Source organism: Micromonospora sp. NPDC049662, assembly GCF_040675055.1.
Taxonomy (GTDB): domain Bacteria; phylum Actinomycetota; class Actinomycetes; order Mycobacteriales; family Micromonosporaceae; genus Micromonospora.
In genome coordinates this window covers 16,084-38,782 of the sequence record NZ_JBFAOC010000015.1, presented here as the reverse complement: position 1 = coordinate 38,782, position 22,699 = coordinate 16,084, and the positions used below count along the sequence as shown (strand labels likewise).

The window sequence follows — 22,699 nt, the reverse complement described above, 5'->3', positions numbered from 1 at the left end:
GAGCATGTGTCGTGCTCGACGGACTTGACGACATCGACTGGGCGCGGCTGGGCCACGCCTACGGGGCGGCCGACGACGTGCCCGGCCAGCTACGCGCCCTGCTCTCCCCCGATGCGACCACCCGGGACGAGGCCCTGGGTGAGCTCTACGGCAACGTGTTCCACCAGGGCAACCGGTTCGAGGCGAGCGCCTACGCGGTGCCGTTCCTGCTGGAGATGCTCAGCGATCCGGCCACCCCGGACCCGGCGTCGGTACTCGGGCTGTTGAGCGCCCTCGCCGTCGGGTACGACGAGGGTGTCCTACCCGACGGCTTCCCGGTGGCCGAGTACCGCCGGGCCGCCGAGGGCGGGCGCGCGCTGCTCGCGGCCAAGCCGCCGCCGTGGACCGGCAGCGACGAGACCCAGAAGGAGTACGTCGAGTACCTCTACCTCGAGTCACTGTCGACGACGGATCAGGGCCGACTGTGGGCGTACGTCGCGCTGGCGGCCTACGACGCGGTGCGCGTCGGGGTCCCCTTGTTCCGCGACCTGCTGGGTCACTCCGATCCGGATGTGCGCCTGGTCGCGGCGTACCTTCTCGCCTGGTTTCCCGAGGAGGCCGACGGCAGCGTGTCCGCGCTGGCCCGCGCCCTCGACGCCGCCTCGGGCGTCGCGGCGACGCCCGGCGAGGTGGCCACCATGCTGGTGTCCTCGGGGCTGCTCGGTACCGTGCCGGACGCCCGGTGGCTGACCGATGCGCGCCCGCTGGTCCGTTGGGCCGCCGCGATCGGTCGGACCCGGGTCCTCGGCGCGGCGGCCGACCCGGCGACCGTCGCGGAGCTGGTGGGCTGGGCGTCGGCGGCTTCCGGCGAGGCTCCGGCCGCGCCAGCGGAGGGTGAGTGGGTCCCGTTCCTCGGTGGCGATCTCGGCGGTTACGCGGCGCTCGCCCTGCGCCAGCTCGGTCCGCGGCACGCCGACCACGCGTTCGACGCGCTGCTCGAACGGTTGCCGACCGTCAGCGGCGAACGGTCGTTGACGGCGTTGGGCGCGGCGCTCCCGCTCGCGTTCCCGGACGGCCCGGCGACGGCAGGAACGGCGGCGGACGCCCTCACACCCCGCCAACGTCGGCTCGCGGAGACGCTGAGCCGGTCGGCCGAGCCATGGCTGATCGACGGTCAGAATTTCGGCAACGTCACCGAGCTGGTCTGCGGCTACGGCCTCCCGGGAACGCGGGAGGAGATGCGCGCCTACCTCGCCCGCACTCCGTAGCGGGGCGTCGAGGTCACCCGATTGATCGCTACCGTGGGTGACCTCGGTGGGGGCAGGCACCCGGCCGAGCGTGATGACTGTGTGGCATCAAGATGCCGCTGAGGCATCACGCTCGCCGGGGCACCCGGGCCCCACCGCGGGCCGGGCCCCACCGCGGGCATACGGCCCTCACCGCCGGGCACAAGCCGCCCACCGCGCCGACGCTGTCGGCCACCGCGCCCAGGTCGCCCACCGCCGGCTGCGGCGCGCGCCACCCGGGCCGAGAACGGCCCGGGTAACGCCGACACCAGCTAGACGAGCCCGCCCAGGGCCGGGTCGCTGATGCTGTCCTTGCCGTTCTCGATGTGGCCCGCGCAGCGGTACGTGAAGTCGGGGTCACCCGCGACGGCGACCGTCAGGTCGTACCAGCCGTGCGTGCGGGCCAGCTGCCAGGTGGCGCGCTCGGTGTGACCGGGGCGCAGCGACAGCGTGACCGCCCGCGAGTGGTACCCGTCCCGAACGGTCACCTCGACCCGCTTCGGCCCACGGTTGGTGAGCGTGAGCTCGATCTTGTCGCCCCGCTCGTCGAAGGCGGGCGTGATGTCGAGATCCGAGCGACCGGCGGCGAACCGACGGAAGAAGCCGTTCGGTCCGTGCACCGACAGGTCGTACCCGGAGGAGACCTGCCAGGTGTCGGCCAGGCGCTTGCCCGGCTCGACCGTGTAGCTGCGCGGCACGGCCGTGCTGCCGGCCTGACGGACCTGGAAGACCGCTCCCGCGCCGCCGGTGTTGCGGAACTCGATCCGGAACTCGCCGTCGCCCCGCCGTCCGTCGGCGTGCAGGGCGTACGGGATCGCCCGCGCCGGGCGCACGCCGCGCTCCTGCTTGGGTAGCCGCCCCTCGGCCGGCGGCACCGGCACTTCGTCGGGGTGCCGGACCAGGTCGGCGGGCTTGAAGTCATCGGTGTCCGGCAGCTTCACGTCGCGCGAGCGGTTCGGGTGCCGGAAGTCGAAGGCCGTGGTCAGGTCACCGACGACGGCACGCCGCCACGGGGTGATGTTCTTCTCGACCAGGTCCGGCCGGCCGTGCCCGAACCGCGTCTCCAGGAACTTGATCAGCGAGGTGTGGTCGAAGACCTGCGAGTTGACATAGCCGCCCCGGGTCCACGGCGACACGATGATCATGGGTACGCGGATGCCGAGGCCGTAGGGGCCCGCCGGGTGGTCGGCGTCGCCGGGGAAGATCTCGTTGGTGGTCGGCACGGTCGACTGCCCGTGCTCGCGCGTCTGCGGAGGTGTCGGCGGGACCACGTGGTCGAAGAAGCCGCCCTCCTCGTCGTACGTGATGAAGAGCGCCATCTTGCTCCACACCTCGGGGTGCGAGGCGAGGATGTCGATGACCTGCGAGACGTACCAGGAGCCGTAGGCCGGTTCCCAGTTCGGGTGCTCGGTGTACGCCTCGGGCGCGGTGATCCAGGAGACCTGCGGCAGGCGTCCCGCCTCGACGTCGGCCCGGAAGTCGGCCAGCAGCGCCTCGGGGTCGCGGCCCTGGGTACGGATCTCGGTGCCGGTCTTCGCGCGGTCCGCCAGCGGCGTGCCGGGCTGCGCGTTCTGGTACTGGTGGAAGTAGAGCAGCGAGTTGTCGCCGTAGTTGCCGATGTACGGGTCGTTCGTCCACCCCCAGGAGCCGGCGGCGTTGAGCCCGGTGCCGACGTCCTGGTAGATCTTCCAGGAGATGCCGTTGCGCTCCAGCCGCTCCGGGTACGTCGACCAGTCGTAGCCGGCCTCGGCGTTGGTGATGACCGGGCCGCCGCCCTTGCCGTCGTTGCCGACCCAGCCACTCCACATGTGGTAGCGGTTCGGGTCGGTCGGCCCGATCAGCGAGCAGTGGTAGCTGTCGCAGACGGTGAACGCGTCCGCGAGCGCGTAGTGGTAGGGCAGGTCCTGCCGGGTGTGGTACGTCATCGACGTGACGCCCTTGTTCGGCACCCACCCGTCGAACCGGCCGTCGTTCCAGGCGGCGTGCCCGTCGTTCCAGCCGTGCGGCGGGTCCGGCAGGAAGGTCTGGCCGAGGTCCTTCACCTCGGGGCGGAACGGCAGCAGCTCGTCGGCGCCGTCGGGCTGGTGCCACACGTCCTTGCCCGACGGCAGGGTCACCGGATGCGGGTCGCCGAAGCCGCGCACACCGCGCATGGTGCCGAAGTAGTGGTCGAAGGACCGGTTCTCCTGCATCAGGATGATCACGTGCTCGACGTCCTCGATCGAGCCGGTCCGGTTGTTCGCCGGGATGGCGAGCGCCTTGCTGAGGTCCAGCGGGAGCGCCGCGCCGATCGCGGGAACTCCCATCGCCTTGAGGAACGTACGCCGATCCACCGTGCCCATAACTCCGCCTTTGTGTGCTCTGGTCGAGAAACTGGCGACCGGACGGTATCGGGGGCGGGTTGACGGCAGATGACCATAATTGGACCGGACGGGAGCCCTCCGACGTACCGTGAGATCGTGCCGACGAGAGACGTACTCACCAAGGCTGACCTCGCCGAACTGCGCCGCTCGGCGCTCGGTGCGGCCGACCCGCTCGGTGTCGCGGCCGACCTCGCCGAGGCAGTCGAGCAGGGCCGGTTGGAGGATCCGGACGATGCCGGGGACGCCCTGACGCTCGCCGCCGAGATCGCCCGGATCCGGGCCCGGACCGACGCGGCCCTGCGGTACGCGGATCAGGCGCTGGCGGCGTACCCCTCGGTCGACGACCCCCGGGCGGGCGTGGCCCGCGCGCTGCGGGCCCGGGTGATGTTCCAGGCCGGCGGCCGGGACGACGAGGCGATGGCCGAGCTGACCGCGCTGCGTCCGTTGCTGCTCACGCAGCCCGACGTGCCGGCCTACCTGAGCGCGGCGCTGGACGCGGCCGGTCGGTCGTCGACCGCCGAGACGTGGCTGAGCGAGGCGGTCGGCACACTGCTCGCCGAGCGCGACACCACGGCGGACCCGGAGGTCGGTCCGCCGGACGCCCCCGGTGTGCTGTTCCTGCTGCTGCAACAGCGCCACCGGGTACGCCGCAACCTCAACCTGACGCACGACCGGCAGGACGATCTGGCCGACCGGCTGGAGAACCAGCTCGTCCGCCAGGTCTCGGAACGCCAGGGCGGCGCGTCGGATCTGCTGCTCTGGCCCCGCGACGAGTTCGACGAGCTGCTCGCCGCCCACCCCGAGCTGACCGACGTGTACGGGCCGGACTGGGACGCGCACCGGGCCCGACTGGAGAAGGAGTTGGTACGGCTGACCGGCGCCGGCCGGACCGGGCTGGGCGTGTACCGGGCGACGGTGGCCGGCCTGGACGCGTTCGCCCGTGGACGCGACGGCGACCCGACCGACGCGGCGATCCGGGCCGGCTACGCGGCCGAGGTGTCGGCGCGGCCCGCCGCCCGCGTGCCCTGGCCACCCGAGCGCAACGACGCCTGCTGGTGCGGATCGGGCCTGAAGTACAAGAAGGACTGCCTGCCGCGCTCACGGAGCTGAGTGCTGGCTCCGCGTACGCGACTCTGGGCACGCCCGATCGGTACCGATAGCCTCCATGCCGCGGATCATCGAGATCCGCCATGGCCGGAGGAGTCGCCGAATGTTCGAAGAGTTCCAGGGCATCCCCGCCCACCCGCTCGTGCTGCACGCCGCGGTCGTGTTCGTGCCGCTGCTGGCGCTCCTCGCGATCGGCTACGCGCTCGTCGCGCCGATCCGGCCGCACACGCGCTGGGTGCTGGCGCTGCTCGCGGTGGGCGCGCCCATCTGCGCGCTGCTGGCGAAGCTCACCGGGGACGCCTTCTTCGAGCGGTTGCGCTCGGCGAACCGGGTGACGCCGGAGTTCGTCCCGAAGCTGGAGGCGCACCAGGATTTCGGGGACATGACCCTGTACGCGACGATCGCGCTGGGAATCATGGCGCTGGCCCTGGTCCGCTTCGTCCCGCCGCGCGCCGTCGAGGGCGTACCCGCCAACCGGGCGGTGACCGTGGCGTTGCAGGTGCTGTCGGTGGTGGCCGCCGCCGTCGCCGTGTACTACGTGGTCCGTACCGGCGACTCCGGCGCGAAGGCGGTCTGGGAGGGTCAGTGACGGCGGTGGTGTCGGCCCGGCCGTAGCCGAGCCGACACCACGTCACCCGTCAGCCGGCGTGGTACGCCCGGATGACGGTCTGCTCGATGCCGCTACCGCCGTTGCCGGCGGCCTTCACCCGCAGCGAGACGGCCTGCCCGGAGGCGACCTTCGGCAGGTCGAACCGGTAGTTGTCACCGCTTCCGGTGACCCGGGCCGACTTCCAGGTGACGCCGTCGTCAGTCGACGTCCACACCTGCATCGACGTCACCTTCTGCGCCTTGACGCCGTACGCCTGCCGGACGGTCAGTTCCGCCGGACCGCCGACGGTGTGGTTGTCGTGGTCCATCGGCAGCGCGTAGTCGACCGCGAGCAGCGGCAACGGCACGCGGCCGGTCCCGACCGGCCCGGCGGACCGGAACGTCCAGGACGTGTTGACCTTGGTGGAGATCGGCAGGATGAGGCTGGTGTCGACGTCGAAGGTCAGCCGGTAGTCGGCCATCGACTGCGGCACCGTGAAGTCGGCGATCGGCCGGTCGCTCTGCTCGACCAGCTTGCCGTTGCGATACAGCGACAGCGTGCGCTTCACCCCGATCGCCTCACCCTGCAGGCAGTCGGCGCGCTGGTGCTGGTCGGTCAGCGTCACCATGTCCAGGTGCAGGTTGCCCTGGGTCCGCGACGGCGGGCTGGCGCAGCTCCAGCCGTCACCGGCCGGGTCGTCGTACCAGTCGGAGTGCAGCGGCTGCCGCGCCCAGACCTTGGACTGCTGGCTGCCCGGCCGGTACTGGCGCGGCGCCTCCATGGCCCCCAGTCCGCCGTAGACACCCTGGTCGGCCCAGACGATCTCCGGTGACAGGTACGACGTCCGGTTCGGCGGCATGACGCCCTCGAAGGTCTGGGTCACCGGCACCCCGTCGACAGTCTCACCAAAGCGGACGAACGTGGTGTACATCTCCGGTGAGTCGGTCTGGTGGAACCGCTCGTCGATGCGGGCCAGCCGGGCCTGCTCCGCCCTGGTCACCCGGAACGACGGGTCGGCGGGCACGCCGGCGGTGTACTCGTGCACGATGTTGTAGCGGTACGGCTTCGCGGTACCGGCCGGCGAGTCCATGTTGACGGCCGCCCAGGTGCGCCGCGATCCGATGGTGGGCTTCGGGACCGCCACGCTGCGGATCGCCGTCGCCACACCGAACCCGCTGATCTGGTGCCACCACGGCAGGCCGTTCACCGCGGTCTGGAAGGTGGTGAGGTCGGTCCGGGTGGTCCGGGTGGCCGCCCCGTCGACGGTCGCCGTGACCGGCCGGGCCTGCGCCGGGTCGAGGGTCACGCTCCGGTCGGCACGCACGTCCAGGTCACCTGCGGCGGTGAGGGTGCTCTCCTGCACGTCGCTGTCGACGTAGTAGGCGATCGACGCGCCGAGCACCGAGTACCGCCCGGCCGGCACCCGCAGGGTGAACGTGTCCCCCGGAGTGCCACCGGCTCCGCCGTAGAACAGCAGCGGGTCGGTGAGGTTGGCGACCATGAGGTTGATCCAGGCGTCCGCGCCCTCCCGCAGGCCGGGCATCGGCTTGGTGTGGATCGTCAGGTCGTAGCTGGGCTGCTCGACGTAGAAGCTCACCGGAGTGGAGGCGACCACGTTGCGGCCGGTGCGGGCGGTGACGGTGGCCAGGTAGAGGCCCGGCCGGCTGGCCAGCGCCGCGCGGTTGATCCGCAGCGTCGCCGCCCCCGTCGCGCCCCGCTTGAGGGTCACCCGGCTCGTCGACAGCGACGCCGCGCCGCGCGGCACGCTCTGGCCGTCGTGGTTGACGATCGACACGTCGAGGTCGAGGACCGTCGTGGCCGGGGTGGACCCGCCGGTCCAGCTCAGCTTCGTCTCGCTGGTCCCGGCCTGCGGGTACGCGAACGTGCCGAGGTTGATCACCGGCTGGTCGCTGGTCGGGCCGCCGAGGGCACGGGCCGCGTTGAGGCGGCCGGCTCCGATGGCGTACGGGTCGATGCCGGTCAGCGGGTCGGACGCGCCGACCAGGGCGGCCTTGATCTTCTCGCCGGTCCAGTCGGGGTGCCGCTGGGCGAGCAGCGCGGCGGCGCCGGCGACGTGCGGCGTCGCCATCGAGGTGCCGCTGAGCGACTCGTAGTACCTGTCGATCGGGTCCTGCAGGTTGGTGCCGGCGGCACGGGCCGCGACGATGTCGACGCCCGGCGCGACCAGCTCCGGCTTGGCCGCGTGGTTGTTGATCAGCGGTCCCCGGCTGGAGAAGTCGGCGAGCTTGTCGTCGCGGTCGACGGCCCCGACGGTGAGCGCGGTGGCGGCCGACCCGGGCGAGGAGATCTGCGCGCCGCTGTTGCCGGCCGCGATGACGAACAGCGTGCCGGTCTGCCGGCTCAGGGCGTCGACGGCGAGCGAGAGCGGGTCGCTGCCGTCGTCGGCCTGGCTGCCGCCGAGGCTCATGTTGATGACGTCGGCCCGGGTGGCCGCCCACTCCATGCCGAGGATAATGCCGGAGTCCTCGCCGGAGCCGTGGTCGTCGAGCACCTTGCCGATCACGAGCTGGGCATCCGGCGCGACGCCACGACGCTGACCGTGCGAGGCTGCGCCGGTGCCGGCGATGGTCGAGGCGACGTGCGTACCGTGGCCGTTGTGGTCGACGGCGTCACCGCCCTCGGCGGTGAAGTCGGCCCGCTCGACGACCCGCCCGGCCAGGTCCGGGTGGCTGAAGTCGGCGCCGGTGTCGAGCACCGCGACCCGGGCGCCCTTGCCGGTGTAGCCGGCCTTCCAGGCGTCGGGCGCGTCGATCTGGGTCAGGTTGCGGTCCAGGCCGGCGGGCTTCGCGGCGGCGGGCAGGGCGGTGGCGCGGACCTTGCGGTCCAACCAGACCTTCTTCGCGCCGGCCAGCAGCGAGTTGGTGGCGAGCTTCGCGGTGGCCGGGCTCTTCTTGGGTACGTGGCCGGCCACGGCGCCGATGCTGGAGAGCGTCTGCACGTCGGCGAGCGCGGCCACCCGGGCGGAGGCGGTGGCGGGCTGCACGATGACCGGCAGCTGGGTGGTGCTCTCGTCGTCGTACCCGTCGGCGATCAGGGCGGTGACGTCGAACAGGTCGGGGTCGAGGACCGAGCCGATCTGGGACGCGACGCGGGCGGGGACGACGTGCAGATGCCCGTCGGGGCCGCAGCTCTGGTCGATCACCGCGTTCTCGTCGACCGGCCGGATCGTGACCTGCGGGCAGCCCGAGCCGGTGCTGAGGACGGTCACCACGTCGCCGGTCAGCAGGGTGACGGTGTGCGTCTTGCCGTCGGTCGAGGCGGCGGGTGCGCCGGACCGTTCGATGCCGCCGGCTGTGGCCGAGCCGCCCGGTAGGGCGGTCAGCGTCGTGGCTGTGACGGCGACCGCCATCAGCAACCGGGTTCTCCTGAGCATTTTGCTCCTCGTCTAATGTGGACGAAAGCGCCTCTTCGGACGACTTCCCGCAAGATCATAGGGCTGCGCGACGGATCTTCGGGAGGTCGCGAAGACGGTTTTTTCGTCCACCGAGACAACGTTGCCTGTCATGTGTCGACGGCCCACCTGGTTCGATGTCGATTCGGTTACCGCCGCCGACCCCGATCGGGAGAACGGCCGGAGTCGGCCACCCGAAGGGATCGACGCCGACGTCCACCCGCACCTAGCATGGCGACGAATGGATCTTCGCGACTGGCCCCTGCCGAGACCCGGCAACCAGCCCGACCGAAGGGAGACGCGCGTGCGTCGACCCCGTCATCTGGCACTTCTGAGCGTCGGCGTGTCCGGCGCACTGGTCCTGAGCGCGACACCGACACCCGCAGCCGCCCGCCCCACGGCGTCCGCGCCCACCGGCATCGTCGTGGCCGACGGCATGACCCAACCGGTGTTCTCGCTCGCCGACGCCATCGAGGAGCGGGTGTACGTCCAGACCCCGGTGGACACCGACCACGACGGTCGTCCCGACCGGGTGGCGATCGACATCTCCCGGCCGCGGGAGACCGCCACCGAGGGCTTCAAGGTGCCGGTCATCTTCGAGCACAGCCCCTACCGCAAGGGCACCTGGGGCGACGTGCCGTACCCGAGCGTGCTCGTCGACGACCTGCCGCAGAACGGCCTGACCGACCGCTCCGGCCGGCGTGCGCTCGACGCCGGCACGCAGCGCGCCCAGGCCAAGGCCAACCTGCCCGGCTCGCTGGACGACTACTACGTGCCGCGCGGGTACGCGGTGGTGCTCGGCCAGAGCGTCGGCACCGGTGACTCGGACGGCTGCCCGACCAGCGGTGACCAGGCCGAGACGCTCGGCACCAAGGCCGTCATCGACTGGCTCAACGGGCGGGCCAAGGGGTACGACGCCAACGGCGCCCCGGTCACCGCCGGCTGGACCACCGGCGCGGTCGGCATGACCGGCGTCTCCTACAACGGGACGTTGCCCAACCAGGTGGCCACCACCGGGGTCAAAGGCCTGAAGACCATCGTGCCGGTCTCGGCGATCAGCAGCTGGTACGACTACTACCGGGCCAACGGTCTGGTGGTCGCGCCCGGCACGTTCCAGGGCGAGGACCTCGACATCCTGGCCCAGTACACGGCCGGGCAGGCACGCGCCGAGGGGCAGTGCGCCGACGAGCTGGCGCAGATCACCGAGGAGCAGGACCGGGTCACCGGCGACTACTCGAAGTTCTGGCGCGACCGCGACTACCTCGACGCCCGCAACGTTCAGGCCAGCGTCTTCGTCGTGCACGGCCTCAACGACTGGAACGTCAAGACCGAGCACTTCGCCGGCTGGTGGGACGAGCTGGCCAAGCGCCACGTACCGCGCAAGATCTGGCTGCACCAGGGCGGGCACGGCGGGCCGGGCAGCAGCGCCTCGGTGACCCTGCCCAGCGGGCAGACCTGGACGTACAAGCAGACCGAGAACCGCTGGTTCGACTACTGGCTGTGGAACGTGCGCAACGGCATCATGGACGAACCGACGGCGGTGCTCCAGCGCGAGGACCGGGTTTACACCACGTACGCCAACTGGCCCGACCCGGCCGCACGCGAGGTCGGGCTGCGGTTCGCCGCCACCGACGCCACCGCCCCGGGCACGCTCACCACTGCCAAGCCGCCGAAGGCCCGCATCGAGCAGAGCTTCGTCGACGAGGGACGGACGATCCACCCGGACACCCTGGTCGCCGACCCGGACACGGCCAGCGCCAACCGACTCGCCTACCGCTCCCCCACGCTCGCGCAGAGCGTGCGCATCTCCGGCCGCCCCGAGATGCGGCTGCGGATGGCTATCGACAACAAGCCGGACGCCAACCTCACGGCCTACCTGGTCGACTACGGCCCGGCCGGGTCGACCGCCACGCCCGTCGTGGTGACGCGCGGCTGGATGGACCCGCAGAACCGCGTCAGCGCCGCGCGCACCGCGCCGGTCAAGCAGGGCAAGCTGTACGACTACCGGTGGACCATGGAGCCGAAGGACTACGTCTTCCCGGCGGGCCACCGGATCGGCGTGGTCGTCTTCTCCAGCGATCAGGAGTACACGCTGTTGCCGTTGGGCGGCACCGAGCTGCGGGTCGCCCCGAACGACAGCGAGCTGCGGCTGCCCGTGGTGGGCGGGCGGGGCGTACTCGGTTTCTGATCGACTCCGTCAACGGGTGGGGCGGTCCGACGACGCGTCGGGCCGCCCCACCCGTGTCTGGTCGTCGGCGCTCCCGGTGTGGGCGAGTGCGGCGAGGAGTCGCAGCTTCTCGTCGCTGTCGCTGTCCTTGTCGGGGTAGTAGACGACGAGGATGACGTCCTCGATGGGGAGCTTGTCCCGGTGCAGGCGTAGGTCACCGACGACGGGGTGGTGCACCGTCGTCGTGCCTCCGTCGAGATTGCGGACGTCGTGGCGGGCCCACAGGGTGCGGAACCGCTGACTGGACAGCGCGAGTTCGCCCACCAGCTCGACGAACCGGGGGTTGTCGATGTCGTCCCCGATGGTGGTGCGGAGGGTGGCGATGAAGTTGGCGGTGGCCTTCGTCCAGTCCTGGTGGAAGGCTCGTTCCTCGGGATCGAGCAGGAGCGACCGCAACCGGTTCTCACCGGGCCGCAGGCGCGGGGAGAACGCCACGGCCATCGGGTTGGAGGCCAGCACGTCGAAGGCGCGTCCTTCGACGAACGCGGGGACCTGAAGGTGGGCAAGCAGCTCGTACACGCGCGCCGGTACCTGCTCGGACCGCTTGCGGCGCGGCGCCCGGGGGCGCGCCGCCGCGAGGTCGAGCAGGTACATCCGCTCGATGTCATCGAGCTGCAGGACGCGCGCGAGCGATTCGAGAACCTGCGGTGAGGGGTTCCTGTCCCGCCCCCGTTCCAGCCGCAGGTAGTAGTCGGGGCTGATCCCGGCGAGCAGGGCGACTTCCTCTCGGCGTAGGCCGGGTACGCGGCGCCGGCCGCCGCTCGGCAGCCCTACCTGCGACGGTGAGACCAGTTCGCGGCGGGCCCGCAGGTAGCTGCCCAGCCGGTGGCCGCCGCCCGACTCCTCTTCCCTCATGGTCACCACGGTAGTGCGGCGCGGGTGCCGCAGAGGGGCCCTGGTGGGACCTGGGAAAACCGGGGCCCTGCCACCCCCGCCGGGCTCGGTCAAGACTGGTGATCGCCCTGTTCGGCAAGGACAGCGAGCAGCACCGTCTGCGCCCGCGAGTTTCCGCGTCGGCGCCCTCTGGATCGAAGGGAAGATCTCGTGGATCTCTCCAACCGCACAGTTCTCATGGTCGGCGGCACCTCGGGTATCGGGCGGGAGTTGGCCCGGCGGTTCGCCGCGGCGGGCAGCACCGTGGCCGTTGGCGGTCGCAACCCCGAGGCCCTCGCGGACCTCGCCACGGAAGGTTTCGGCACGTTCGGCATCGACGTCACCGACGGCGCCTCTGTCGCATCCGCCCGGGACGCCGTGCTCGCCCGCTACCCCGAGCTGGACACGGTGGTGACGATGTCGGGTGCCATGCTCCTGGAAGACCTTCGCGACCCTGCGCACTTCGCGGCGGCGCAGACGACGATCGACACCAACCTGGTCGGCACCATCCGGGTCATCGACGCCTTCACGCCGCATCTGGTCGGTCGGGGTGCGGGCACCTTCATCACCGTCACCTCCGGCATCGCCTTCCTGCCGTTCCCGCCCATGCCCAGCTACGCCGCCTCGAAGGCCGGGGTGCACGCCTACTCCGAGGCACTGCGCGCGCAACTCGACGGCACCGGTGTCGACGTCGTCGAACTCGTCCCCCCGGCCGTCGCGACAGCCGGTCAGGAGAAGGTAAACCCGCGCGCGCTGCCGCTCGACGACTTCGCCACCGAGGTCATGCAGCTGCTCTCGGCGAATCCCACCCCGAGCGAAATCCTCGTCAAGGGCGTACACATGCACCGTTGGGCCGAGCGCGACGGCACCTACGCGGACCTCGTCGCGCAGCGCTCGAAGGCTCTGGCGGTGCTTCCCGGTCGCGAACGCTGACACCGTCCGGGGCGGCGGGCACACCCGCTTGGGCATCCTAGGAAGATAGTTCACCGCGCGGCAGCCGGCCGGGCCCTCACCACGGGCCCGGCCGGTGTGCTGTCGTCGTCATTTTTCCAGCAACTGCGGGACGTATTGACAACTTTCGACATCAGGGTGAGGCTTGAACTGCTGAGAGCGCTCTCTCGCACCGGCCCACCGGGCCACCACCAGTCTGGCCAGGGCACACTCCGCTGTCTTCGGCGGCGGCATCGGAGTTGCCCCTGACCCGTCCCCCGACAGGAGTTACCAGATGGACAGGGCCGCACCCCACGTCCCCCGCCGGCTACGCCTCACCGTGGCGATCGGCGCCCTGCTGACCCTCCTCGGCACGTACCTGGTCTCGTCCACCGACCGGGCCGACGCCGCCCCGGTCGCCAACGTCATCCGGGTCGCCGAGTTCCCCGCCGACTGCACGTACAGTCACCGGCTGCCGGACGACCCGATCGTCTTCCCCGGACTGCCGGGGGCCTCGCACATGCACAGCTTCTTCGGCAGCACGGCGACGAACGCCACCACCACCCTGCCCGACCTGGTGAAGTCCACCACCACCTGCAACCCGGCGGTGGACGTCTCGTCGTACTGGGTGCCGACCCTCTACCGCGACAACGTCGCGGTGGAACCGGCCATCGCCACGTTCTACTACCTCGGTGAGGGGGTGCGCTCCGACGTCGTCGCCAACACCCAACCGATCCCGCAGGGCCTGCGGCTCGTCGCCGGCAACGCGAAGGCCACCGGCCCGAACGACAGCATCGCCCGCTGGTCCTGCCTGCACGCCGGTCAGGTGCCACCGTCCAAGGACTTCGTCAACTGCCCGGCCGGCACAATGCTGGAGTCGTACCTGGACTTCCCGCAGTGCTGGAACGGCCGCGACCTGGACTCCGCGGACCACAAGAGCCACCTGGCGTACCCGGTGAACCAGGCCTGCCCGAGCACCCACCCGGTGCACGTGCCGAAGCTGCGGCAGGTGCTGCGGTACCCGGTCAACGGCGACCCGTCGCACTTCCGGCTCGCCTCCGGGCCGGGCTACACGATGCACGGCGACTTCTTCAACGCCTGGCCGACCGCGGAGATGGCTCGCCGGGTCCAGGACTGCATCCGTCCGGTCATCAAGTGTGGACACGACGGCCGACCGATCTGAATCGTCGTACCCGACGGGGACGGCCCGGTCCTGCCGGGTCGTCCCCCGCTCCTCGGGAGGCCGCGCCGGAAGGAGGAGGCATGCGCGTGCAGGTCGCGTTGCTCATGACAGCGGTACTCGCCGCCGGCTGCGCCGGTGGACCGTCGAGCAGCACGGACGAGGCGGCACCACCGCTCTCCACGCCGGCCGTCGCCGCCCCGTCGACCGGCGCGTTCAGCCCCACCGACATCGCCTGGCTGCAACTCACGGCGGCGATGACGCAACGGTTGCTCCCGGTGCTGGACCTGGTGCCCACCCACACCACCGACCCGACCTGGCGCGGGCTGGCCGCGCGGGTCCAGGCGGGCAACCGGGCCGACCTGGCCCGCTCCCGTGACCTGCTCGGCGAGGCCGGAGCGCCGACGACCAACCCGCACGAGGGTCACGACATGCCCGGCATGATCACCGCCGACGAGCTGGCCGCGCTCCGGTCGGCCACCGGGAAGGCCTTCCAGCGGCTGCTCGCCACGCATCTGCGGGCGCACCTCGCGCAGACGGTCAAGATCGCCGCTGCCGAGCAGCGGGCCGGCGTCCACCCGGACACCACGGCGCTGGCCGCGGCCGTGATCCGAGCCGGTGACGGCGATCTCGCCCGTCTCGACCAGCTCGACCGACCACCGGGAACGCCCCGGCCGACCTGACGGTTCGGGCCCGCCGCCGCGTTCAGCTCACCAGCAGCCGGGCGATCGTCGCCGGTTCCGCCAGGTGCGGGAAGTGGCTGCCGGGCAGCACGGTGACCTCGACCTCCGGCAGGACTCCCGTCAGCCAGGCGAGGTAACGAGCCGGCGGCTCGGACGAGGTCACCCAGCGGTAGGGAACTCCCCGCTCCGCGATCGACCGCAGGTCACCGGAGCGCGCGGCGGCGATGTCCTCGTCGGAGGAGTGCAGGATCTCGCCCCAGTACCCCAGCAGCAGATCCGGCCGGGGGTCGGTCGCGGTGGTGACGATCGCCCGCGCCTCGGCCGGCAACGACTCGATGCCCATACCGGCCAGCATGCGATCCCACACCTGCCGCCACTGCGGGCCGCGCAGCGTCGGCTCGGCCTCGCGTACGGCGGCGCCGAACGGGCCGGGCAGCAGGATCTGGTCCAGGTTGACCACGCCCCGCACCGGATAGTGCGCCGCGTAGGTCGTGGCGACGACCGCGCCCACCGAGTGCCCCACCACGATCGGCGTGCCGAGACCCGCCTCGGTCACCCGGGCGTGCACGACCTCGGCGACCTCGGACATCCGGTAGGAGTCCCGCCGGGGCGCGTCGCCGTGACCGGGCAGGTCGAGGGCGAGGATCCGCCGGTCCGGGTCGATCGCCGCCAGCTCGCGCCGCACCGGGTCCCACTGCCTCTTGTCGTAGGTCAGGCCGTGGATCAGGACCAATGGCGGTCGGTTGTCGTCGGTCACTGCGGTGCCTCTTCCCGGTTCGGGTTGCCGCTGCGGCCGGCCCGCAGCGAGTCGAGCGTGAGGTCCAGGGCGGCCTCCAGGTGGTCGACCTCTCCGGTGTTGATCAGCAGCAGGACGCCGCCCTGGATGCCGGCCAGCAGCGCCGCCGCCGTTCGGTGGGCGTCCACCTCGGCAGCGATGTCTCCGGTCGACTGCATGTGCCGGATGCCCTCGGTGATCTTGTCCTGCCAGCGCCACATGAGCCCGGTCACGATCGCCTGCGCGCCCGGCGCGCGCCGACCCGTCTGGCCGAGCAGCCCGTTGAGCGGGCACTTCACGCCCTGCGCGAGGTAGCGCTCGACGAGCCGGTCCCGCCACGCCTGCCACGCCGGCCAGGAGGTCAGATTGCTGAGCATCGGCTCCTGGTCGGTGAGCACCTGGTCGGCCTCGTGCTGGGCCACCGCGAGCAGCAACTCCTCCTTGCCGTCCGGAAAGTAGTGGAAGAGCTGACCCTTGCTGGCGCCCGTGTGGGCCATCACATCTTCCAGGCGTACCTCGTCGACGCCGCGCTCACGGATCTCGGCGGCGGCGCCGGCGACGATCCGCGCCCGGGTCGCCTCGCCCTTGCGGGTCAACGCGCGAGTCATGGCCTCACCCTAGCTCGGGTTTTGGACTTGCAGGTCCATTTCTGGCGAGCCAAGGTCGTGAACGCGCGGCCCGCTCCGAGGACCGCACAGCGACCGGGAGGACGCGACGATGAACCAGTACTACCTGCTCGGACGGTCCGGCCTGCGGGTGAGCCGACTCGCGCTGGGCACGATGAACTTCGGTGTCGACGGCTTCCACGCCGCGTACGGCAAGACCGAGGAGGAGTCCGAGCCGATCTTCCGCCAGTATTTCGAATCGGGCGGCAATTTCGTCGACACGGCGGACTTCTACACCGCCGGGGAGAGCGAGAAGATCCTCGGCCGCCTGATCGACCGGGCCGGTGTCCGCGATCGACTCGTACTCACCAGCAAGTTCACCAACACCATCGACGCGGGCGACCCGAACGCGAGCGGCAACGGCCGCAAGCACATCATCCGGGCCGTCGAGGCGTCCCTGGGCCGACTCGCCACCGACTACATCGACCTGTACCTGCTGCACACCTGGGACCGGATCACCCCGGTCGAGGAGGTCGTGCACACCCTCGACGACCTGGTGCGCTCCGGCAAGATCCGGTACGCCGGCCTCTCCGACGTACCGGCCTGGTACGCGGCCCGCGCGCAGAGCTACGCCGAGGCGCACGGCCTGGCCCCGCTGATCAATCTGCAACTGCCGTACTCCCTGGTCAACCGCGGCGTCGAGGCGGAGTTCGTGTCGATGGCGCAGACCTTGGGCATGGGGCTGACCGCGTGGAGCCCGATCGCCGGCGGCCTGCTCACCGGCAAGTACCGGCGCAGCGGCGAGGGCCTGAGCGGGTCTGGCCGGTTGACCACTCCCAACGCCGGGGGTCGGGAGATCAGCCCCGGCGACTGGCAGGTCATCGACGCGCTGGAGAGCGTGTCCGCCGATCTGGGCCGCAGCATGGCACAGGTCGCGATCAACTGGGTCGCCACCCAGCCCGCCGTCGCCTCGGTGATCATCGGCGCGAGCAGCGCCGCGCAGGTCGCCAGCAACTTCGAGGCGCTCGACTTCGAGATCCCGGCCGACGCCCGTCGCCGGCTCGACGAGGCCAGCGCCCCGAACCTCGGGCTGCCGTACGGCATGTTCACCCCGCAGTACCAGTCCTGGGTGGTGAGTCCGGGTCTCTCCATCGGCGACAAGCCGGCCGGCTACGCCCCGCAGGTCGTCAACGCCGCTGCCGACACCGCGCGGTAGCCACGCGTCGAGGCGGTGTGCCGCTGCTTGCGCGCGGCGCACCGCCGCACCCCAGCGTGGGTCACAACCCTTGGCCGCCCACGGCGGCTGAGGTCGTCGACGCCGAAGAGCCCTCGTAGAGGTCGACGTAGCGCCGCAACACGTCGGCGGCCCGGTCGTCGAGCGCGGTCAGGTCGAGGGTGTTGTGGCGAACCCCCAGCGACTCGGGCAGGGCGTACACCCGCAGGTCGATGCCGTTCGCCCGGGCGATCCGGCGGGGCACCCGCACTGCCGCGGCGGGATCCACCACCGTGTCGAGCGGGCTGATCGCCACGGCCGCGCTCACGAGGCCGGTCCGTCGCGCCGTACGCGGCAGGGACCGCACGATCGTCAGGTACCGTGTGACCGCCGCCAGCGAGTAGCCGCGCGCGGTGACCCGGTCGCGCAGGACGCGCCGCCCGTACAGCGTGATGAGGGGCCGGACCGCGAACGCCGGGGCCTGCCGGGGGCCGAAGAACGGCGACAGCACCAACAGCCGCCGTACGACGTCCCCCCGGGTCTGGGCCAGCCAGGTGGCCAGCACCGCGCCACCGGAGATGCCGACCACGCCCACCTCGTCCCCCAGGCCCGCCGCGACCGTCACGGCCTGCTGGGCGTACGCCGTCAGCTCGCCGGCCCCGACCCGGTGGTGGGCCCGCCGGTCGACGGTGCCGTGGTGCGGGGCCCGCGGAATCCACACGTTGTAGCCCCGGGCGAAGAACACCTCGGCCAGCGCGTCGTACTGCTCCGGCGCCATGGTGTAGCCGTGCAGCAGCAGGACGGCCCGCGCGGAACGCGAGCCGTGGCTCAGCAGACGGCTGCGCGACTCCGGCCGCACCCGCGGATCCGTGGCCTCTGCCGCCGTGGTGCTCTGCGCGGCAGCGGTGGCGGCATCGAAGTCGAGCGGTGACGCCGGTGCGAGCCGCAGCTTCCGGTGCCCCAGCGGCCAGAGGTACAGCCCGGCGACCGCCGCCGCGACCAGCGCCGTCGCGCCGACGACGAGGGTGAGGAACTCCGGCATGGGCAGATCCTGACAGGAGGTGACGTCGGCACGGCCGCGGGGGCGCGCCCCGGTGACCCGGGGCGCACCCTGCAGGGACTACGCGGTCCCGCCCGGCGAGGCAGGCGGTTCGAACAGCACCCGGGCGCGGAGCTGCCGGAATCCGGTGCGTTCCAGCTCCGCGAGCACCGCGACGCGGTGGGCGTCCACGTCGGCGATCACCTCCCGCGCGCCACCGGCGGCGAGCACCCGGACCGCCTCGGTCAGCAGCTCACCGCGCGCCGCGTCGTCGAACAGGCCGAGGTACGCCAGGAGTGGATAGCAGGCGTCGCCGGCCGTGCCGACCAGCCCCACCGGCCGCCCGTCCGCCACGCCGACCCGCCAGTCGTCGGGCGACTCCCCCAGCCAGGCCACCGGATCGGTAGCCAGGTCAACTCCGGCGACGGCACTCGCGATCTCCCTGCCGGTCAGGACGTCGGGCTCGGCGATCCGGGCGACCAGGGCGTTGATCTCCGCCACGTCGACGGGTGGCCGGAAGGTGTAGCGGCCGGAGGTCGCCGGCAGCGGCGTGCCCGTCCACGAGCAGCGCAGCCGCTCACCCACCTCGACCAGGCCGGCGAGCCGGGCCGCCTCCATCGGCGCGCTGACCACGGCCAGCACCTCGGGTCGACGCCGCCAGTGCGCCGGCAGCGCCGCGTAGTAGCTACCGGGACCTCCCAGCGCCTCGTGGGCGGCGTGCAGCAGCGCGGCCCCCACCTCCGGCTCGGCGGCCAGGTCGAACCGCTCCAGCCAGGGGGCGCCGACGGCCCCGGGCGGGAGGAGCCAGGCGGCCCGGCCGACGACCCGGCCGTCGCGCAGGGCGATCCAGGTGGTCTCGGGTCGGTAGCCGCCGCCGGCGATGCCGTCGGCGTACGGGATCTGCCGCAGTTGGGGCAGCGGATCGGTCATGGAGTCGAACAGGTTCTCCTCGCCCGCGACGAGCGGGCGGATGAGCAGACTGGTCATGGCGGACCTCCGGAAAGCGAACGCCCCGGGTCAGATCCGCGCGGACGCCGGTGCGCGGAGGGGGCGCAGAACATCGGACATTGTTCTGACCTCCTCTCGGCTCGACGGCGTGCCGCCACCATACGGGAGGCGCCGTCGGCGTTCAACACCCCGGCTCACAGCGTCGGATTGGTCTGCGCGCCGCGTCGGTGGGCGTGCCCGTCGGCGACGGCGATCCCGGCCAGGATCAGCGCCGCCAGGCCGGTCACGGCGACCGGCGGGAGCAGGACGCTGGGCAGGGCCGCCACCGCCAGCACCGCAGCGCCGACAAACAACATCTGGCAGCGCGGCGCGGACTGGTACCGGCGCTCCAGGAAGCTGCGGCCGATCAGGAACAGCACCGGACCACCGAAGATGATGGCCACCAGCGCCCAGTCGATGGGCGGATGCGGATCCTCGATGACCTGCCCGAAACCGACGGCGGTGCAGATGATGCCACCGACGATGAACAGCAGGCTGTAGCTCGCCAGTCGCGACAGTTGGAGCCCTTCCCCGCCGGCGCTGCCGCTGGCCTGCTGGCCCGGCCCCACGTGGTAGAAGTAGATCCGCCAGAACGAGACCGTGGCGACGAACGCGGACACCAGGACGATGGTCCGCTCGGTCGAGAAGCCCGGGAAGCTGACGGCGGCGCCGGCTTCGAGCACCACCTCGGCCAGCGCGATCATGAAGAACTGGTTGTACCGCTCCGCGAGGTGCACCTCGGACACCGAGACCAGGCTGGCGATCGGCGCGCGGCCGATGCGCGGCACGGGCCAGTTGAAGGCCGCACCGACCAGTTCGATGCCGAGCGCGAGCGTCCAGAAGACACCGCGACCGAGGCCGCCGTCGAGGCCGCCACCGATCCAGAGCGCGCCGGAGACCGCGTGCCAGGTCAGTACCCGGTACGAGAACATCTGCGCCGGATGACCCCGGAGGGCAAACACCAGGTAGAGCGGCCTGCCGAGCTGGATGACGACGTACGTGCAGGCGAAGATCATGCCTCGCTGACCGAACGCCTGCGGCAGCGAGACCGCCAGCACCAGCGTGCCGAACATGGTGGCGAGCAGGAGGACCTGCAGGTCCACCCGGCGCGGGTCGTAGGTGCTGGCCACCAGCGCGTTCAGCGACCAGATCATCCACATGGCCGTGAAGAACAGCAGCGTCTGCCCCGCCTCGGACAGCAGGGTGTGCCGGACGATGGTCAGGTCGTCCGCGACCCGCCCGGCGAGGCGGGCGAGCGCGAAGACGTAGACGATGTCGAACAACAGCTCCAGGACGGTCGCCGAACGCGGGCTCGTGCTGTCGGCCAGCCCGCGCATCCAGGTGCGCGTCAGCATGGCCGCACCCCCTCGTACCGGTTTAGGGAACTTTATCCCGGTACGCCCGCTCGTCAGGCCGGATCGCCCGCAGCGGGCTCGACGTGGTCGCGCCACGAGTGCCGGGGCTCGTAGCCCAGGACCCGCCGCGCCTTGTCGATGCTGAGCAGGGTCTCGTGCTCGCCCAGCTCCTTACGGATCTCGACGCCCGGGTAGACCTCGGCCAGCAGGCTGGCGCTGGAGCGGGTCATGACGGTGTCGGCGTTGGCGATGATGAAGACGTCCGCGCCCGGCCGGTCGTACGCGAGGGCCCGTTCCACCGCCTGGGCGCCGTCACGGGAGTCGATGTAGCCCCACAGGTTCCACCGCCGCGCCCGCGGGTCGGCGTCGAACGACGGGAACGGCGCGTAGTCCTCGACGTCCATCACGTTGGAGAAGCGCAGACCCACCATGACCAGCTCCGGGTCCCACCGGCAGAAGTGCCGCGCCATCTCCTCCTCAAGGGCCTTGTTCAGCGAGTACGTCGACTCCGGCCGGGGCGCGTACTCCTCGTCGACCGGCGCGTACGGCGGTGGGGTGTCGAACGGCAGGCCGAGCACCGTCTCGCTCGACGCCCACACCACCCGCCTGATGCCGGCCGCCCGGGCGGCGGCGAAGACGTTGTACGTCGCGGCGGAGTTGTTCGCGAACGTGACCGCGTTCGACATCAGCCCGGGCGCCGGAACGGCGGCCAGGTGCACGACCGCCTCGATGCCACCGGCGTGCTCGTCCGCGCCCCCGGTGAACGCCTCGACGACCTGCCCGTAGTCGGTCAGGTCGACGAGGAGGAACTCGCCGTCGACGTCGCGGGGGTCGCGCCCGCCCGCACGGTCCACCGCGAGCACGTCGACGCCGACGCCGCGCAGGTGGGCGACCACGGCGCGGCCGAGCTTGCCGGTGGCGCCGGTGACGACGACACGTGCGGGGAGTACGGGATCGCTCATGGAGCCATCCTTACCGGCCCGTTCCGGTGGCCCGCACGCGGGTGCGTACCGGCGACCACCCGCCGCACCGATCAGGAATCGAGAAGTCACCGCTGGTGGCCCTCCCTAGCATGACCAGCATGGACATCACCATTCACACGACCATTCTCCCGCACGTCGACCCGGACGCCTCGGTGGCCTTCTACCGCGACGCCCTCGGCTTCGAGGTCCGCAACGACGTCGGAACGGGCACGATGCGGTGGATCACCGTCGGCCCCGTCGGGCAGCCCGGCACGTCCATCCTGTTGGCGCCCCCGGCCGCCGATCCGGGGATCACCGAGGACGAGCGGCGCACCATCGCGGAGATGATGGCCAAGGGCACCTACGGGTGGATCCTGCTGGCGACCCGGGACCTGGACGGCACCTTCGAGAAGGTGCAGTCCGGTGACGTGGAGGTCGTCCAGGAGCCGACGGAACAGCCGTACGGCGTGCGGGACTGCGCCTTCCGGGACCCCGCCGGGAACATGGTCCGCATCCAGGAACTGCGCTGAGCCCTCGGATCCCCCGCCGCGCCGAACCAGCCGGCATGTCGCCCGACCACCGGCCGTCGGTGCGTACGGTGCAGGGGTAGCTGTTCCACGCGAGGAGGAGACCCATGTCCAAGCCACCGCTTCCCGAGGCCGCGGTCGAGATGCTCAAGAAGCCGAACCCGGCTGTCATGACCACGCTTCGCAATGGTGGTCAGCCGGTGTCCGCCGCGACCTGGTACCTGTGGGAGGACGGCCGGATCCTGGTGAACATGGACGAGAGCCGCCGCCGCCTGGAGCACGTCCGCAACGATCCCCGGGTCTCGCTCACCGTGCTGGACGAGGCTGGCTGGTACACCCACGTGAGCATCGTCGGGCACGTCGCCGAGCTGCGCGTGGACGAGGACTTCACGGACATTGACCGGTTGGCCCGGCACTACATGGGCAATCCCTATCCCCGGCGTGATCGGGGCCGGGTCAGCGCCCTGATCGAGATCGACCGGTGGCACGGCTGGGGGTCGATGAAGGACAACAGCCAGGTCGGTTGACCGACCGGGGCGGCGGTGGCGGACGGGCTGCTCTTGACCGCAGAGCGTGATCGGCTTAACTTCATCAATCAGATAAGTGT

At 71.6% G+C, this 22,699-nt stretch carries 19 protein-coding genes; 10 read left to right on the top strand and 9 right to left on the bottom strand.

Annotated elements, in window-relative coordinates; all coding sequences use genetic code 11:
- Positions 1–11: 11 nt before the first annotated feature.
- Entirely contained in the window at positions 12–1,247 is a 1,236-nt protein-coding gene (locus AB0J36_RS14385; protein WP_357392662.1) for a hypothetical protein, read from the top strand.
- A gap of 290 nt (positions 1,248–1,537) precedes the next feature.
- On the opposite strand, the gene AB0J36_RS14380 is transcribed toward AB0J36_RS14385, so the two are convergent.
- A complete protein-coding gene (locus AB0J36_RS14380; RefSeq protein WP_357169322.1) occupies positions 1,538–3,607 on the bottom strand; it encodes a phosphocholine-specific phospholipase C in 2,070 nt (689 codons plus the stop codon).
- A gap of 117 nt (positions 3,608–3,724) precedes the next feature.
- On the opposite strand from AB0J36_RS14380, the gene AB0J36_RS14375 reads away from it, so the two are divergent.
- Positions 3,725–4,738, top strand: a complete 1,014-nt coding sequence (locus tag AB0J36_RS14375) for an SEC-C domain-containing protein (protein ID WP_357133056.1) — start codon at positions 3,725–3,727, stop codon at positions 4,736–4,738.
- A 100-nt stretch (positions 4,739–4,838) separates the two neighbouring features.
- Positions 4,839–5,324 carry a DUF2231 domain-containing protein gene (locus AB0J36_RS14370; RefSeq protein ID WP_363660708.1) on the top strand — a complete coding sequence of 162 codons (486 nt, stop codon included), beginning with the start codon at positions 4,839–4,841 and terminating at the stop codon, positions 5,322–5,324.
- Between the two features lie 49 nt (positions 5,325–5,373).
- Here AB0J36_RS14370 and AB0J36_RS14365 read toward each other — a convergent pair whose 3' ends face one another.
- Complete coding sequence (locus AB0J36_RS14365) at positions 5,374–8,718, bottom strand: S8 family peptidase (RefSeq protein ID WP_363660707.1); 3,345 nt, start codon at positions 8,716–8,718, stop codon at positions 5,374–5,376.
- 322 nt (positions 8,719–9,040) lie between these two features.
- Here AB0J36_RS14365 and AB0J36_RS14360 point away from each other — a divergent pair, with 322 nt between their 5' ends.
- Complete coding sequence (locus tag AB0J36_RS14360) at positions 9,041–10,924, top strand: Xaa-Pro dipeptidyl-peptidase (RefSeq protein ID WP_357133050.1); 1,884 nt, start codon at positions 9,041–9,043, stop codon at positions 10,922–10,924.
- 9 nt (positions 10,925–10,933) lie between these two features.
- Here the strand turns inward: AB0J36_RS14360 and AB0J36_RS14355 are convergent, their stop codons facing one another.
- Complete coding sequence (locus AB0J36_RS14355) at positions 10,934–11,818, bottom strand: helix-turn-helix transcriptional regulator (RefSeq protein ID WP_357392658.1); 885 nt, start codon at positions 11,816–11,818, stop codon at positions 10,934–10,936.
- 189 nt (positions 11,819–12,007) lie between these two features.
- On the opposite strand from AB0J36_RS14355, the gene AB0J36_RS14350 reads away from it, so the two are divergent.
- The 3 genes from AB0J36_RS14350 to AB0J36_RS14340 all read left to right on the top strand — a co-directional run bounded on the left by AB0J36_RS14350 (position 12,008) and on the right by AB0J36_RS14340 (position 14,629).
- Positions 12,008–12,769, top strand: coding sequence for an SDR family NAD(P)-dependent oxidoreductase (locus AB0J36_RS14350; RefSeq protein ID WP_363660706.1), 762 nt, complete (start codon positions 12,008–12,010; stop codon positions 12,767–12,769).
- 292 nt (positions 12,770–13,061) lie between these two features.
- Positions 13,062–13,949: a DUF1996 domain-containing protein gene (locus tag AB0J36_RS14345; RefSeq protein WP_363660705.1), complete on the top strand. Its 888-nt coding sequence runs from the start codon at positions 13,062–13,064 to the stop codon at positions 13,947–13,949.
- An 80-nt stretch (positions 13,950–14,029) separates the two neighbouring features.
- Positions 14,030–14,629, top strand: a complete 600-nt coding sequence (locus AB0J36_RS14340) for a DUF305 domain-containing protein (protein ID WP_357133042.1) — start codon at positions 14,030–14,032, stop codon at positions 14,627–14,629.
- Positions 14,630–14,651: 22 nt separating this feature from the next.
- On the opposite strand, the gene AB0J36_RS14335 is transcribed toward AB0J36_RS14340, so the two are convergent.
- On the bottom strand, positions 14,652–15,386 hold the full coding sequence (locus AB0J36_RS14335) for an alpha/beta hydrolase (RefSeq protein WP_363660704.1): 735 nt from the start codon (positions 15,384–15,386) through the stop codon (positions 14,652–14,654).
- A complete protein-coding gene (locus tag AB0J36_RS14330) occupies positions 15,383–16,012 on the bottom strand; it encodes a TetR/AcrR family transcriptional regulator (protein WP_363660703.1) in 630 nt (209 codons plus the stop codon). The genes AB0J36_RS14335 and AB0J36_RS14330 overlap by 4 nt, the downstream gene beginning before the upstream one ends.
- Positions 16,013–16,121: 109 nt before the next feature.
- Here AB0J36_RS14330 and AB0J36_RS14325 point away from each other — a divergent pair, with 109 nt between their 5' ends.
- On the top strand, positions 16,122–17,225 hold the full coding sequence (locus AB0J36_RS14325; protein WP_363660702.1) for an aldo/keto reductase: 1,104 nt from the start codon (positions 16,122–16,124) through the stop codon (positions 17,223–17,225).
- Between the two features lie 61 nt (positions 17,226–17,286).
- Here the strand turns inward: AB0J36_RS14325 and AB0J36_RS14320 are convergent, their stop codons facing one another.
- From AB0J36_RS14320 to AB0J36_RS14305, 4 genes are all read right to left on the bottom strand, one after another.
- Positions 17,287–18,264: an alpha/beta hydrolase gene (locus AB0J36_RS14320; protein ID WP_363660701.1), complete on the bottom strand. Its 978-nt coding sequence runs from the start codon at positions 18,262–18,264 to the stop codon at positions 17,287–17,289.
- A 78-nt stretch (positions 18,265–18,342) separates the two neighbouring features.
- Positions 18,343–19,248 carry an acetyltransferase gene (locus AB0J36_RS14315; protein WP_363660700.1) on the bottom strand — a complete coding sequence of 302 codons (906 nt, stop codon included), beginning with the start codon at positions 19,246–19,248 and terminating at the stop codon, positions 18,343–18,345.
- A gap of 155 nt (positions 19,249–19,403) precedes the next feature.
- On the bottom strand, positions 19,404–20,603 hold the full coding sequence (locus AB0J36_RS14310; protein ID WP_357133032.1) for a low temperature requirement protein A: 1,200 nt from the start codon (positions 20,601–20,603) through the stop codon (positions 19,404–19,406).
- Between the two features lie 53 nt (positions 20,604–20,656).
- Complete coding sequence (locus AB0J36_RS14305; RefSeq protein WP_357133030.1) at positions 20,657–21,565, bottom strand: NAD(P)-dependent oxidoreductase; 909 nt, start codon at positions 21,563–21,565, stop codon at positions 20,657–20,659.
- 119 nt (positions 21,566–21,684) lie between these two features.
- Between AB0J36_RS14305 and AB0J36_RS14300 the strand changes: the two genes are divergently transcribed.
- Positions 21,685–22,095: a VOC family protein gene (locus AB0J36_RS14300; protein WP_357392657.1), complete on the top strand. Its 411-nt coding sequence runs from the start codon at positions 21,685–21,687 to the stop codon at positions 22,093–22,095.
- 104 nt (positions 22,096–22,199) lie between these two features.
- Positions 22,200–22,619, top strand: coding sequence for a PPOX class F420-dependent oxidoreductase (locus tag AB0J36_RS14295; protein ID WP_357133026.1), 420 nt, complete (start codon positions 22,200–22,202; stop codon positions 22,617–22,619).
- Positions 22,620–22,699: the final 80 nt, after the last annotated feature.